Origin of the sequence: Bacillus solitudinis, from assembly GCF_002797395.1 — a bacterium.
Taxonomy (GTDB): domain Bacteria; phylum Bacillota; class Bacilli; order Bacillales; family Bacillaceae_D; genus Halalkalibacter_A; species Halalkalibacter_A solitudinis.
Window position 1 is genome coordinate 3,088,109 of sequence record NZ_KZ454943.1, and the last position, 12,683, is coordinate 3,100,791.

A 12,683-nucleotide genomic window follows, 5' to 3' on the forward strand; every position below is an offset into this window, starting at 1 on the left:
ACACCTCTTTTAATAAGAAAGTAGAGTAGTTAAGCCTCTCGGTAAATCCTTTTGCCAATAAGTCCATGTATGATCGCCATCAAATTCATGGTATGAGTAGGTAATCGGAAGTTGCTTAAGTCGGCTTTGTAACTCGCGATTTGGTGTAAGAAAGTCAAGAACTTGCCCATCTGTTGTCTTAACGGCCGTCTCTAGTTTGCCAATGACATGATAAATGGAAAGAGATTTTGGGGAAAACGCAGAAAGGGCCTCGAGAACCGTAGCATTCACAAATGGTGAATGCATCATGACTTGTCCAAATAACTCTGGGTATTTAAGAGCGGCGAGAAAAGAGACTGTTCCGGCTAACGAGTCTCCAGCTAATGTACGACCAGAAGCCAATTGATATGTTGGAAACTTATCATCTAAAAAAGGAATAAGTTCTTCGGCAAGAAAACGAAGGTAGGCCTCTACCTTTTCTCCATCGGGATGGTATCGTTTCCGTCGTTCATTCACACTAGGATATGGCACGCCGATAATAATCATTTCTCGTACCTCGGCCTCTTCTAGTAGTCTTTCGACTTGCCTTGGAATTCTACCTAATTGAAAGTAATCATTTCCATCTTGGCAAATTAGAAGATCGTATGTAGAAAATGGTGAATAGTTTGGTGGAGTATAGATTAAAATTTTTTGTTCTTCTCCTAAATATTTGCTTTGAATGACTGAGTCAGACAATGCCCCTTGATAACCTGCCATAGTGCTCATCCTTTCTAAAAACAGTTGGGTTTATACTTATTTTATCATAGAACGGAGCACAAATAAGGAACGTACATGTGGAATATGGTAAAATGAAAGAGTAAGGGAGGGTGTCAAAATGAAAAAACCAGTGCCATGTGAAATAGTAGAACAAGCTGCTCGCAAAAAGCTAGAGGAGCGGGGAGTTACAATTGAAGACATTGCAAAAATTGTGTTTGACCTGCAGCGCCCATATCATCCTAGTGTAACAATGAATGAGTGTCTTGAGAGTACTAATGCTGTATTATGTAAGCGAGAAATTCAACATGCTGTTTTAGTAGGAATTGAATTAGACGTTCTTGCTGAAAAGAACCAATTATCACAACCACTTCAATCTCTTATCGATTCAGATGAAGGCTTATTCGGTGTCGATGAAACGGTAGCGCTTGGTTCTGTATTTGGTTTTGGAAGCATTGCTGTAACAACCTTCGGGTATTTAGATAAACAAAAAGTAGGGATTATCAAAGAGCTTGATCGCAAAAAGTCAGAAGTGCATACTTTTTTAGATGATTTGGTTGCAAGCATTGCTGCAAGTTCCGCTGCAAGACTTGCCCACCGGATGCGAGATCGTGAAGAAAACCGTCGTATTGAAGATATTAGAAAACGAGAAGATGAAGAATTGATAGGATAAAGGATTAAAAGGTGTGCCAAAGCGAAACATGCTTTGGCACTTTTACTTTTGATTAGCGATAGCTTACAATGGAATAAAATCTGAGAAAGGTCTAGGTCTTTGAAGCGATGAAATCATTACCACGTTGGATTTATTATAGAAAAACATTTCGCTCAAAATTTCAGGCAGGGTGCATCAAAGCCAAGCTTGAGGACAATTGGCAAGCCGGATATGAAAATGGACCATTAGTTGAAATAAAAAAATTACGGACAGATAAATACATTGTTCGCTATACGTACGATGAACAGATATAACAGTTAGCATTGATAGGGCTAGCTGTTATTGTTTGTATGGGTGTATCATGTCAGCGGGATTGATGAGATCGTCGAATTGGTCTGCTGTTAGAAATCCCAATTTGAGGGCAGATTCCTTTAATGTTAGATTTTCTGAATAAGCTTTTTTAGCGATCTGCGCAGCCTTCTCATAGCCAATATGAGGATTAAGTGCTGTGACAAGCATTAATGACTCGTTTACATGTTTTGTCATTTTCTCTTCATTCGGTACTAATCCGAGTAAGCATTTATCATGAAAACTATTTAGCCCATCCGTAAGTAAGCGTAAAGACTGAAGGACATTGTATATAATAACGGGTTTAAACACGTTAAGCTGAAAATGACCTTGACTAGCTGCAAAGCCAATCGTTGCATCATTCCCAAACACTTGAGAGCACACCATTGTTAAAGCCTCACTTTGTGTCGGATTTACCTTTCCAGGCATGATCGAACTACCAGGTTCATTAGCTGGGATTAGGGCCTCACCAATACCTGAGCGTGGACCACTTGCTAAAAGCCGGATATCATTGGCTATTTTAAATAAATCAGTAGCAAGAGCCTTTAACGAGCTATGAAAATAGACAAGCTGGTCATGGCTAGTCAAAGCATGAAAATAATTTTGTGAGCTAATCATATTGATTCCCGTCAACAATGTCAGTTCTTCTGCAACTCTCTCTCCAAATCCTTGCGGAGTATTTAAACCAGTGCCGACTGCTGTGCCTCCAATAGCTAATTCACGCACATGATTCATACTTTCTTCTATCATTCTTTTACACGTATGAACCATGTAATACCACCCACTAATTTCCTGACCAAAAGTTAACGGAGTAGCATCTTGAAGATGAGTTCTCCCCATTTTTATGACTTCTGCATACTGCTTTTCTTTTTGCCCAAGGGTTTCTGCGAACTGTGAAAGAGCTGGTATTAGCTTTTTCTCTGCATCGAGCAAAACCGCTATATGCATCGCTGTTGGAAATGTATCATTTGAACTTTGCGAACGATTCACATCATCATTAGGGTGAACACGAATCTCTAGATGTCCATGCTCATCCAACCATTGATTAGCCAAATAAGAAAGAACCTCGTTTACATTCATATTAGATTGTGTACCACTTCCTGTTTGCCAAACGACGAGTGGAAAATGCTCGTGTAAATTTTCATTGATGACACGGTCAGCAGCAAACGAAATTGCCTCCACTTTTCGTTTGTCTAATTTGGCCATAGAACCATTTACACGCGCTGCTGCTTTTTTTAAATAAGCAAAGGCAGTAATAACTCCTGCTGGTATTTTCTCATCGCCAATTCGAAAATTTTCTAAACTTCGTTGAGTTTGTGCAGCCCAATATTTATCACTGGGTACGTTAATTTCCCCAATCGTATCCTTCTCAATTCGAAACGTCATAGATATCACCCTTTCTATAGGTACTAGTATGATTAATACACGTTTTTCTCATCCCTAAAACATACATAGAAACCAAAACCTGATCAACTGCATCGCCCGTCTTTTAAGCAGTTTTCTAGTAAGAGGGGCTACTATACGATTTCTAACGACAAAACACGTGCATGCATGTGTTTTTCTTGGCTAAAAACATTTGACATTTTGATTAAAAGTGAATTAGAATCATATTGTACCAAGTGTACTAGTGTTAATGGTACACAAAGAATGATTAGGTGGTGAATTTGTGTTTATAACAATCCAAACAGCGAGTCAGGTACCACTTTATGAGCAGGTTGTTGAGCAAGTGAAAGAACTTGTCGCAAAAGGGATAATTGAAGAAGGCGAGAAATTGCCATCTGTACGAGATCTTTCATCACAAATTGTCCTTAACCCAAATACCGTTAGTAAGGCATACAAGGAATTAGAAAGACAAGGCGTCATCATCACCTTAAGAGGAAAGGGAACCTTCGTTGCAGATGCCTCTAAGCGGATGTCTGACCCAAGAAAGCGTGAGGCCGTAAAAAAACAAATCCAAAAGCTAGTTATTGAGGCGAACTATGCCGACGTCTCAAAAGAGAAGTTCGTAAATTGGGTAAACAAAGAGTTTCAAGCACTGGAGGGGAAGAAAAGCGATGAAGATTGAACAATTATGCAAAACCATTCATCGAAAACCAATTATTGAAAATATTGATTTTACCATTGAACCTGGGAAAGTGACTGGATTAATCGGGAGAAATGGTTCTGGAAAAACCACGTTGCTAAGATTAATGGTCGGAATCTTATCTCCTTCATCGGGTGATGTAAAGCTAGAAGGAAAAAGCATATATGCAAACCCTGAACTAAAAAAAGATATTGTCTTCGTTCCAGATACGTCAGAAGCGTTGAAATCCTACTCCGTGAAAGAGATTGTACAATTGTATCGGGATATTTATCGTCATTTTGATGAAGCTCTTTTTTATCAGCTCATTGAACGATTTAATTTGCCTCAACGGGGAAAGATTGATTCGTTTTCTAAAGGAATGAAAGCACTCTTTGCTTTAATCCTTGCTTTTTCAACAAAAGCCAAATATGTTCTTCTTGATGAACCAACTGATGGTCTTGATGTTATTGTGAAAAAGCGTATTTTACAATTTATTGTTGAGGCAGTTGCTGATTATGAAGTGGCAGTAATTATTTCTTCTCATCGTCTTGATGAACTGGAATTTATGGCTGATTCAATTGTTATGATTAAAAACGGGAAGATGGAATCTTCAAATTCATTAGACGCTTTAAAAACATCTTATAAAAAGGTTCAGGCTGTATTCCCGAATGGATTGCCAGTGGAACTAAAAGCAAGTTGCTCGATTCTTCAACAAACGGGAAAGGTATTTATTCTAGTGTTTGAAGGAGATTTAGATGTAGCAATGAAAACGTTGCTTGAAGCAAACCCATTGTTTTATGAAGAGTTACCGATTACCTTGGAAGATTTATTTGTAACCAAACTTGGAGGTGATGAATTTGCAGATTAAAGCTTTAGTTCGAAAAGAATGGAAACAAGGCAAAGTGGTATTAATGTTAATTACTCTTTTATTTATCTTTCAATATCCGATGCGCGCTGTATTAGGACTACAGGATTTGCGAGAAACTCGAAATGAAAATTGGTTTATGCCTGAACATCAAGTACCCAATATTTTCGGGCCTGGTGTGCCCACAATGCTTATCATTGTTTTTATTGTTTTACTGGCCGTTCAGTTTATCGGGCTCGAACGGAATACAAGAAGACATGATTTTTCGTTTGCCTTACCGTTTAAAAGGCGAACAATATTTTTAGTGAAATGGGGACTTGGAACATCGTTGATTACAGCAGTTATGTTCTTCTCTTTTTTGCTTGCGTACTTTTTAATCATTACCTCTGAATTTGCTGTGTACCTTGAACCTTATAATTTTCTTTCATTAATTCTGGCTCCTTGGCTTGGCTATGTTGCGATGTACACCTTTGCTTTATTCATTGGCACAATTACCGGGGAAATGGTTTCTCAAATTGCCTTAACGTTTATTTTCACTGTCTTTCCTTTAGGTTCGATGGTGTTAATAAGTCAATTTATTGACTTGCACTTTAGTATGTATCCACGCTATCCAGAGTTTCTTCAACAATTTGTGTGGCCGATGTACGCTCTGTCACCACCTGGAGGCGGAAGTAATCTTTCATTGTGGATCCCAGCTATCGCGATTGTATTTTTTGTTATATTAAGCCAGTGGTTGTATGAAAAGAACCATAATGAACATAATGGGGAGTTTTTAATTTTTAAGGAACTTCAACCTATTTTTAGAGTAGGGATTATTATTTGTTTTGCGATGCTTGGTGGAATGCTTTTCTCAAGTCTTGTTCCATATTCATTAGGTAATGGGGCACAAATATTATGTTATTGGATAGGGGCAGGCATTTTTATTTTTCTAAGTTATTTACTCACGAAGCGTTTGTTCACAATGAATATTACTGTAAAAGGGAAATAGAAAGAAGCCAGAGAAGTTGATTCTCTGGCTTCTTGAATTCATTAGGTAAGGGCAGGTTCAGGTGTTCCGTGATGCAAAGGAGGCACGAGTAACCAACCTTTGTCTTTATTTAAACGAAGAGTTGAAGCGGCAATTCTGGCTTTTTGGGTATGGAACTGACCATACATTTGAGCTATGTCTTCACGTGTACATTGGCCTATCGCTTGTGAACATGCCATTAGTCCCTGCATTAAATCTCGACTTAGTGCGGCCGCAATTTCTGGGTCAGTAAAACGAGCCCCTGCTGGAATCGATTCTACTTGTGCGCTTGGGCGTTCGGGTGGTGCTGGAGGTAGAGCGACTCCGTGTTCCATCAGCAACTTTTCAAGAGACTCTACTTCAGTACGTAACTGGTCAATACAGTTTCGTAGTAATTTGTCTAAATCTACATCACCCGCATGATTGATAAAGGTTTGATATCCAGCAATCATCCCATTTGCACCTGCAAGAAAGGTCCATGCAGAAAACACTTCGCCATAATGCATGGGTTGTTCTTTTTGGTCTCCGCTTAAAATCCCCATACTCATCCCCCTAATTGAATTCATTGTAGTCGACAAACTCCTTAACGACCATTAACTAGTCTCTTCCAAATAACTTTAAGTCTTTCATAGGAAAATGTGCCAATTTTATTGAAATTTATGGCATAGAATTAACCTGTCGTCGAATAAGCTAAAGGGTCAGTATTATTAGGGGAGGAATATTAATGTTTTATCATATTAACCAGCTACAATATCATGCTAAGCCTGAATGTCCAGATCCCGTTTATGCCAAAAAATTACAAGAAATCCTCGGGGGTCAATTTGGAGAAATTTCAGTTGCATTACAATATTTATTTCAAGGTTGGAATGTACGTGGTGATGAAAAATACCGTGATTTATTAATGGCCACTGGTACCGAAGAATTGGCCCATGTTGAGATGCTTGCAACGATGATTGCTCGTTTATTAGAAAATGCACCAATCGGAGATCAAGAATTAGCTGCAAAGGATCCTGTTATCGGTGCCATTTTAGGTGGAATGAATCCACAGCATATTATTGTTTCAGGACTTGGATCTATGCCAGTAGATAGTGTTGGTAATCCTTGGACAGCGTCTTACATTAATGCAAGTGGTAATCTTCTAGCTGATTTTAGAATGAATTTAACGTATGAATCACATGGTCGACTGCAGGCCGTCAGACTTTATGAGATGACAACTGATCCTGGAGTTAAAGACATGCTCTCCTTTCTGATTGCTCGAGATACGATGCATCAAAATCAATGGTATGCGGCTATTTGTGAATTAGAGGAACAAGAAAATATTGTTGTACCAAGTACATTCCCACGTGAGTTAGAAAAACAAGAGGTGGCTTATACTTACTTTGATTTTTCTGGTGGCAAGGCAAGTAAGTCTGGTCGTTGGGCAGATGGAAGAAGCATGGACGGACTTGGCGAATTTGTTTATGTAGCGCAGCCTCAAGCCTTCGGAAAGAAGCCTCGCTTGAAGCCTGCACCACTTTATATACATGATACGGTGTTACCGCAATCACCGCATCACCCACCAATGCTTTAGTATTGATGAGACCAAACGGAAAGTCTCGGCTTTTGTGTTAATAAATATATATATCAGTACTTATGTAAGGACTGCTCAAAAAAAAGCAGCCGCAATCTTCGGTTTAAAGAATATCAAGTTCAACCAGTAACGCAAGTAAGATTTGAAGTAAGATTTGAATGTTTACTCCGATTTGAGTATCCGTCGTTACTACATCAACATTGCGAGAGTTTTCAATGAAAGTTTTTTGGTAAGAAACTTGCTTCACCTTTGAGCTTTGAAGAAGCTCCTGAGTGATTTGCTCAGCTTGATCACTAGAAGCGATTGAGATACTGATGACAAGAGCAATCGCCGCTTGCAATGAAGCTTGAAGGTTAATAGCAGCCTTTGTATCCGTTGTTGTAACAGTAACATCGCAAGAGTCTTTTACAATAATATATTCTTCAGATAACTGAAGAGTTTTGCTGACCTGGTCTGCATTTTGCTTGACGTCTCCATCTCCATTTTTACATAAAGGATGGCGTTCTGAATCTAACGCTGACCATTTCTTATTTTCACTATTTTCATTTGAATAAAATACTTCTTGATTCATATTCAATTCCTCCTTTCGGGTTATACTTCAACCTATGTAAGCATAGGTGATTTGGAATGGACAAATGACACAGGGGAAACGCATATATTTATTAAGTCGAGACAACGGCCTAGGAAAGCTTGGAAAAAAAGAAGGTGTCCAAAAGGGAGAGTAAGACCCTTTGGACACCATTTCTTTATTATGGAGTTTTGCGATGACCATGCTATTTTCTTCTATTTACAAAAGTTTTGACGCCACTAATGTCATTTTTGTCACTGAAGGTTTTTCGAGATCTTGGTGAAGTGGGTCGACTAGAACTTGATTCGTTTGAAATCTGTTTCTGTGGTGACGCGACTGTCTTATCTTTTTCTTTAGGAAAATCCTTTTCACTGATTATCTTTTGTTGATTTTCTAAAAAACGTTCAACTTCAGTTTGGATATTTCCCACGACATCTTTAATTTTTGCCTTTTCTACTTTACTAAGGTGTTTCGACGGTTTTACGTCATGTTTATCAAGAACTTTACCAACAACTAATTCAATTAATTGCTTTTCATGATTTTCCATTACTTTCCCATTCCTTTCCGTACTTAAACTAGAAATTGTCGCATTAATAGACTATGTGTACGAGAGGGAACAGGTGTAGGCGAAAAGCCGAATTTTCATAAAAAATTGGACTTATTTGAAAAGTTTTAAGTAGGCTTCGTAGCCTTCTTTTAATAAATTCTCTTTCGGAATAAATCGTAAGGCAGCAGAATTAATACAATATCTTAATCCAGTTGGGTCAGGTCCATCATTAAAGACGTGACCTAGATGTGAGTCAGAGTCTTTACTACGAACCTCTGTGCGAACCATAAAGTGGCTAGAGTCTTCCTTCTCGAGAATACTCTCTTCGACAATTGGGCGGGTGAAGCTTGGCCATCCACACCCCGCATCAAATTTATCATTAGAACTGAATAATGGTTTACCCGATATGATATCGACATAAATCCCCTCTTCATCAAGTTCATAGTATTCATTTTGGAAAGGAGGTTCTGTACCATTGTTTTGAGTGACTTCATATTGGACTTTAGTTAATCTTTTGCGGAGCTCTTCTTTTGAATCGTTCTTCATGTTATTCGTCCCCCCAGTGATTCTTAATAAACGTGTCTCTTCCAGATCCCTTTCGGTACATCGAGTAACGGTGTGGGTTTTTCTTATAATAATCTTGATGATAGTCCTCAGCTGGGTAGAAGGTTTCTGCTGGTAAAATCATCGTGGCGATTGGTTTAGCAAATTGAGCTTTTTCTTGTAAATGCTGCTTAGAGAGTTCAGCAAGGTTCTTTTGTTCGTTTGAATGATAGAAAATCGCTGTTCTGTAAGAATCCCCTCTATCAAAAAATTGTCCCCCTGCATCAGTCGGGTCAATTTGTCTCCAGAAGATGTCTAGTATCTTTTCATACGAAAATATTGAAGGGTCAAAGATAATTTGAACAGCTTCATAATGACCAGTTTTTTCAGAACAAACGTCTTGATATGTTGGATTTTCCAGATGTCCTCCTGTGTAGCCAGAAGTGACACTCTCTATTCCCTCATATTGGTCAAATGGTTTGACCATACACCAAAAACAGCCGCCTGCAAAAGTAGCCTTATCAAGTTTAGACATAATTCATCCCTCCCGGTAACGGTTAGTTAAAGATACGGCTATTATAACATGGTGTACTTAAACCCCTCATTGAATACGATTTGAATTTGTGAAATTAGTAAAGAAGAAAGTCCCATAATGGTTAAAAAAATTGCCTTATGGGACTTCCAATTTTTCACTAGAAGTAATTTGTTTTCTTTGAGAACGTTTGGTAGGATAACGTTTCTGGCAACTGTTCCAAGGTTTCAATGAATATCTAGCCTTCGTTCCAGGCGATGGAGTAAATAAAGAGTCACCACGCCAGGAAAACCGTATTCACTAAGAAGTGGTATCCAACATCAATACCCGTCATCTTCTCTCTATATAGCCTTGAAAGCTTCACTGGGGAGGAGAGGTACTAAGTCTTTTCGGAAAAAAGTAAGAAGAGGTTTTAGACAGGGGGAACAAGGGAAATCCTAATGATTAGTGAAGGTAGAAGTAGAAAGGGTGTTCTTTATATGAAACGTGCAAAGCAATTACAGAGGCCAGGAATTGTCCTCATTGTATCTACAATTCTTGTGGCTCTCTTTGTGATGTGGGGGGCTATATCTCCAAGTTCTTTAGACGTGGCCTCTGGTTATGGTCTTAATTGGATGATCGCAAATTTCGGTTGGTTTTATATGCTTTCAACTGCTCTTTTTGTGTTATTTGTCATCGTCCTAGCAATAAGTCCTTATGGGAAAATGAGGTTAGGAAAACCAGACGAACGTCCTGAGTTCACATGGTACTCTTGGATTGGCATGCTCTTTGCGGCTGGAATCGGTGTTGGCTTTGTATTTTGGGGAGTCGCTGAGCCGGTTTTATATTATATAGATACGCCAATGGGCTATACCCCTGGAACACCTGAAGCAGCCAATGCTGGATTACGCTATGCTGTTTACCATTGGGCCCTTCATCCATGGGCAATTTTTTCGGTAGTTGGCTTAACGTTAGCTTACGTACAATTTCGTAAAAACAGGCCTGCACTAATTAGTTCTGCTTTCTACCCAATTATTGGAGAACGCGTTCAAGGATGGGCTGGTAAATCGATTGACATTCTAGCTGTCATTGCTACATGTATTGGGGTGGCGACGACCTTCGGGCTGAGCGCATTACAAATTACAGGAGGACTTTCTTATATTTCTCCAATTCCAAATTCAGTTTGGACGCAAATTATTATAATTGTCATTGTTACATTCCTATTTATGGTTTCTGCAGCAAAAGGGGTAGATAAAGGAATAAAGATACTTAGCAATATTAATCTGGTGGTTGCTGGTCTTTTGCTTATTTTTGTAATTATTGTCGGACCAACTTTATTTATTGCCGAAAGTTTTGTCACAACCCTAGGCGGTTACATTACGAATGTTGTGTCAATGAGTTTAACTATGACTCCTTTTACAGATAGTGCATGGTTAGGAACGAATACCATATTCTTTTGGGCATGGCATATCGCTTGGGCTCCGTTTATGGGGTTGTTTATTGCGAGAATTTCCCGAGGAAGGACAATTAGAGAATTTATGGCAGGTGTATTAGTGGTGCCTTCGATCCTGGCAGTGATATGGTTTACGACATTTGGAGGAACAGCACTAAACCTTGAGATTGCTGGAACTGCACCCATTGCAGACTTGGTGATGGAAAACGTTGAATTGGCCTTATTTGCAATGCTAGGTGAATTACCGTTAAGTATGATTACAAACGGATTAGCAGTACTCCTTATTTTAATTTTCTTCATTACATCTGCCGATTCTGCATCCTATGTACTTGGGGCAATGACTTCAGGTGGGAGCTTGAATCCAAAAATGTCAGTTAAGCTGCTTTGGGGGTTCTTAATCGCGGGAACAGCGAGTGTTCTTCTCTTAAGCGGTGATGGTGGGTTGGGGGCATTACAAACCGCCTCAATCATAGCGGCGTTACCTTTTGCAGTTATTATGATTTTAATGATTTTTTCAATGTTAGTTATGATAGGAAAAGATTATCAACTTGAAAGAGTGAAGAAGCGGACAAAACAAACGGAACGAATAAAGAAAGAAATAAGAAGCGCACTTTATGACGATTTAAAAGAAGAAGTATATGAAGAAGTTTATGAACAAGTAAAAGAAGAAATGGAAACCACAGTCCAAAATGAAATAGATGAACTTGTAAATAATAAGAAGAAGGACTGATAGTCATTCGAGGTTGTGCCAACAGGTCAAAGTTATCTAATGGCGCAACCTTTTAAAATGGAAAGAGTTGCATGATTCATAGAAGAGCCTTATAAGAAGACCGCTTGAAAGAGGATTTAAAATCTGACAGTAGTTCCACGGATAGTATTTATCCACAAAGCTGTCACAGAAAAAACGTAGTGTACTCTTTTATGCTTATGATAAGCTTAAAATGAGAAAAGTGAAGAGGTGTCATATATGAAAAAAACCTACAATTATATCCTTTTAGTCTGTTTGTTGGTTATTTCCGGATGCGGGCAGGGATTAGAAAATACTGGAGAAAAAAATCCCAATGTAGTTTTGCCAATTGAAGTTGTTTTAAATGTACCGGAAGAAGCGAAGGTCGGGGAAGAAATTATCATATCTAGTGCTGTGTCTCAAGGAGAAGACCTTATTGAAGATGCAAGTGAAGTCATATTTGAGATTTGGGAAGAAGGCAGACAAGACAAAGGAATGATGATCGAGCCTTCCGAACAGGAGGGGCATTTGTACAAACTTACCCATATCTTTGAAAAAGAAGGAAAACACCACATCAAGGTTCATGTGACAGCTAGAGATATGCACAGGATGCCTGCTACGGAAATTAACATTGGTGCAGACGGTGTTGAACAAGAGATGAACCATGAAAAGGAAAGTAATCACACTCATATAGGTCACCATAGCAACTTTGAGGTTACGACAAAAATAGAAAATGAAAATTTACGAGTTGTTATTGAAAGAGAAAATGTTTTGTTTACTAAAGGTAAGGTAACTCTTGAATTAATAAAGAATGGAGACGAACATACCATCTGGCTTGATGCCATTGAAACGGAAGCCGGAGTGTATGAAGTAGCAGAGATAGCAAACTTACAAGGGATTTTTCAAGTTGTTATTCATATCGAACAAGAAATGATTCATGATCATATTGAAACAGAGATAACGTTTTAGAGTCAAAAGAGGTTCTTCCCGGGATGGGGGAGAACCTCTTTTCCTATTAATAAACTGATCACTTCTTAAAAAAGGTCAGAATTTGCTAAATAAAGAAATTGGTGAAGTTTTATAGAAGAATTTGAAGGAT

15 protein-coding genes and 1 pseudogene are annotated in these 12,683 nt (G+C 38.6%); 8 read left to right on the top strand and 8 right to left on the bottom strand.

Annotated features, from left to right (window positions below):
• Window positions 1–9: 9 nt before the first annotated feature.
• Entirely contained in the window at window positions 10–735 is a 726-nt protein-coding gene (locus tag CEF19_RS15190; RefSeq protein WP_100406828.1) for an esterase family protein, read from the bottom strand.
• Window positions 736–853: 118 nt separating this feature from the next.
• On the opposite strand from CEF19_RS15190, the gene CEF19_RS15195 reads away from it, so the two are divergent.
• Both CEF19_RS15195 and CEF19_RS15200 read left to right on the top strand, forming a co-directional pair.
• Window positions 854–1,405 (top strand): phosphatidylglycerophosphatase A family protein, encoded by a 552-nt coding sequence (locus tag CEF19_RS15195; RefSeq protein ID WP_100406829.1) that lies wholly within the window; start codon window positions 854–856, stop codon window positions 1,403–1,405.
• A gap of 107 nt (window positions 1,406–1,512) precedes the next feature.
• A complete protein-coding gene (locus CEF19_RS15200; RefSeq protein ID WP_100406830.1) occupies window positions 1,513–1,698 on the top strand; it encodes a hypothetical protein in 186 nt (61 codons plus the stop codon).
• A 25-nt stretch (window positions 1,699–1,723) separates the two neighbouring features.
• Here CEF19_RS15200 and fumC read toward each other — a convergent pair whose 3' ends face one another.
• Window positions 1,724–3,118, bottom strand: coding sequence for a class II fumarate hydratase (gene fumC, locus CEF19_RS15205; RefSeq protein WP_100406831.1), 1,395 nt, complete (start codon window positions 3,116–3,118; stop codon window positions 1,724–1,726).
• A gap of 280 nt (window positions 3,119–3,398) precedes the next feature.
• Here fumC and CEF19_RS15210 point away from each other — a divergent pair, with 280 nt between their 5' ends.
• The 3 genes from CEF19_RS15210 to CEF19_RS15220 are packed head-to-tail and all read left to right on the top strand — an operon-like array spanning window position 3,399 to window position 5,647.
• Complete coding sequence (locus CEF19_RS15210) at window positions 3,399–3,797, top strand: GntR family transcriptional regulator (protein ID WP_100406832.1); 399 nt, start codon at window positions 3,399–3,401, stop codon at window positions 3,795–3,797.
• The gene (locus tag CEF19_RS15215; protein ID WP_100406833.1) at window positions 3,787–4,662 is read left to right on the top strand and encodes an ABC transporter ATP-binding protein; all 876 of its coding nucleotides are present in this window, start codon (window positions 3,787–3,789) and stop codon (window positions 4,660–4,662) included. The genes CEF19_RS15210 and CEF19_RS15215 overlap by 11 nt, the downstream gene beginning before the upstream one ends.
• Window positions 4,652–5,647, top strand: coding sequence for a hypothetical protein (locus tag CEF19_RS15220; protein ID WP_100406834.1), 996 nt, complete (start codon window positions 4,652–4,654; stop codon window positions 5,645–5,647). Before CEF19_RS15215 ends, CEF19_RS15220 begins: the two co-directional genes overlap by 11 nt.
• Before the next feature lie 41 nt (window positions 5,648–5,688).
• On the opposite strand, the gene CEF19_RS15225 is transcribed toward CEF19_RS15220, so the two are convergent.
• Window positions 5,689–6,207, bottom strand: a complete 519-nt coding sequence (locus tag CEF19_RS15225; RefSeq protein WP_100406835.1) for a DUF3231 family protein — start codon at window positions 6,205–6,207, stop codon at window positions 5,689–5,691.
• A gap of 182 nt (window positions 6,208–6,389) precedes the next feature.
• Here CEF19_RS15225 and CEF19_RS15230 point away from each other — a divergent pair, with 182 nt between their 5' ends.
• The gene (locus CEF19_RS15230; protein WP_100406836.1) at window positions 6,390–7,235 is read left to right on the top strand and encodes a manganese catalase; all 846 of its coding nucleotides are present in this window, start codon (window positions 6,390–6,392) and stop codon (window positions 7,233–7,235) included.
• Window positions 7,236–7,338: 103 nt separating this feature from the next.
• Here CEF19_RS15230 and CEF19_RS15235 read toward each other — a convergent pair whose 3' ends face one another.
• From CEF19_RS15235 to CEF19_RS24285, 5 genes and pseudogenes are all read right to left on the bottom strand, one after another.
• The gene (locus CEF19_RS15235; protein WP_100406837.1) at window positions 7,339–7,806 is read right to left on the bottom strand and encodes a spore coat protein; all 468 of its coding nucleotides are present in this window, start codon (window positions 7,804–7,806) and stop codon (window positions 7,339–7,341) included.
• Between the two features lie 202 nt (window positions 7,807–8,008).
• The gene (locus tag CEF19_RS15240) at window positions 8,009–8,350 is read right to left on the bottom strand and encodes a hypothetical protein (RefSeq protein ID WP_100406838.1); all 342 of its coding nucleotides are present in this window, start codon (window positions 8,348–8,350) and stop codon (window positions 8,009–8,011) included.
• A 111-nt stretch (window positions 8,351–8,461) separates the two neighbouring features.
• Window positions 8,462–8,896, bottom strand: coding sequence for a peptide-methionine (R)-S-oxide reductase MsrB (gene msrB / locus CEF19_RS15245; protein ID WP_100406839.1), 435 nt, complete (start codon window positions 8,894–8,896; stop codon window positions 8,462–8,464).
• Between the two features lies 1 nt (window position 8,897).
• A complete protein-coding gene (gene msrA, locus CEF19_RS15250) occupies window positions 8,898–9,428 on the bottom strand; it encodes a peptide-methionine (S)-S-oxide reductase MsrA (protein WP_100406840.1) in 531 nt (176 codons plus the stop codon).
• Window positions 9,429–9,585: 157 nt separating this feature from the next.
• Window positions 9,586–9,739 (bottom strand): annotated as a pseudogene (locus CEF19_RS24285) (YvrJ family protein).
• A 165-nt stretch (window positions 9,740–9,904) separates the two neighbouring features.
• Here CEF19_RS24285 and CEF19_RS15260 point away from each other — a divergent pair.
• Both CEF19_RS15260 and CEF19_RS15265 read left to right on the top strand, forming a co-directional pair.
• Window positions 9,905–11,587, top strand: coding sequence for a BCCT family transporter (locus CEF19_RS15260; protein ID WP_100408330.1), 1,683 nt, complete (start codon window positions 9,905–9,907; stop codon window positions 11,585–11,587).
• A gap of 237 nt (window positions 11,588–11,824) precedes the next feature.
• Window positions 11,825–12,553, top strand: coding sequence for a FixH family protein (locus tag CEF19_RS15265; protein ID WP_100406841.1), 729 nt, complete (start codon window positions 11,825–11,827; stop codon window positions 12,551–12,553).
• Window positions 12,554–12,683: the final 130 nt, after the last annotated feature.

Excerpts from the sequence above, each read along its gene's own strand:
- CEF19_RS15215 (WP_100406833.1), top strand. The coding sequence starts at position 3,787 with ATGAAGATTGAACAATTATGCAAAACCATTCATCGAAAACCAATTATT.
- CEF19_RS15230 (WP_100406836.1), top strand. The coding sequence starts at position 6,390 with ATGTTTTATCATATTAACCAGCTACAATATCATGCTAAGCCTGAATGT.
- CEF19_RS15260 (WP_100408330.1), top strand. The coding sequence starts at position 9,905 with ATGAAACGTGCAAAGCAATTACAGAGGCCAGGAATTGTCCTCATTGTA.
- fumC (WP_100406831.1), bottom strand. The coding sequence starts at position 3,118 with ATGACGTTTCGAATTGAGAAGGATACGATTGGGGAAATTAACGTACCC.
- msrB (WP_100406839.1), bottom strand. The coding sequence starts at position 8,896 with ATGAAGAACGATTCAAAAGAAGAGCTCCGCAAAAGATTAACTAAAGTC.
- msrA (WP_100406840.1), bottom strand. The coding sequence starts at position 9,428 with ATGTCTAAACTTGATAAGGCTACTTTTGCAGGCGGCTGTTTTTGGTGT.
- CEF19_RS15195 (WP_100406829.1), top strand. The coding sequence starts at position 854 with ATGAAAAAACCAGTGCCATGTGAAATAGTAGAACAAGCTGCTCGCAAA.
- CEF19_RS15240 (WP_100406838.1), bottom strand. The coding sequence starts at position 8,350 with ATGGAAAATCATGAAAAGCAATTAATTGAATTAGTTGTTGGTAAAGTT.
- CEF19_RS15265 (WP_100406841.1), top strand. The coding sequence starts at position 11,825 with ATGAAAAAAACCTACAATTATATCCTTTTAGTCTGTTTGTTGGTTATT.
- CEF19_RS15190 (WP_100406828.1), bottom strand. The coding sequence starts at position 735 with ATGGCAGGTTATCAAGGGGCATTGTCTGACTCAGTCATTCAAAGCAAA.
- CEF19_RS15225 (WP_100406835.1), bottom strand. The coding sequence starts at position 6,207 with ATGGGGATTTTAAGCGGAGACCAAAAAGAACAACCCATGCATTATGGC.
- CEF19_RS15235 (WP_100406837.1), bottom strand. The coding sequence starts at position 7,806 with ATGAATCAAGAAGTATTTTATTCAAATGAAAATAGTGAAAATAAGAAA.
- CEF19_RS15200 (WP_100406830.1), top strand. The coding sequence starts at position 1,513 with ATGAAATCATTACCACGTTGGATTTATTATAGAAAAACATTTCGCTCA.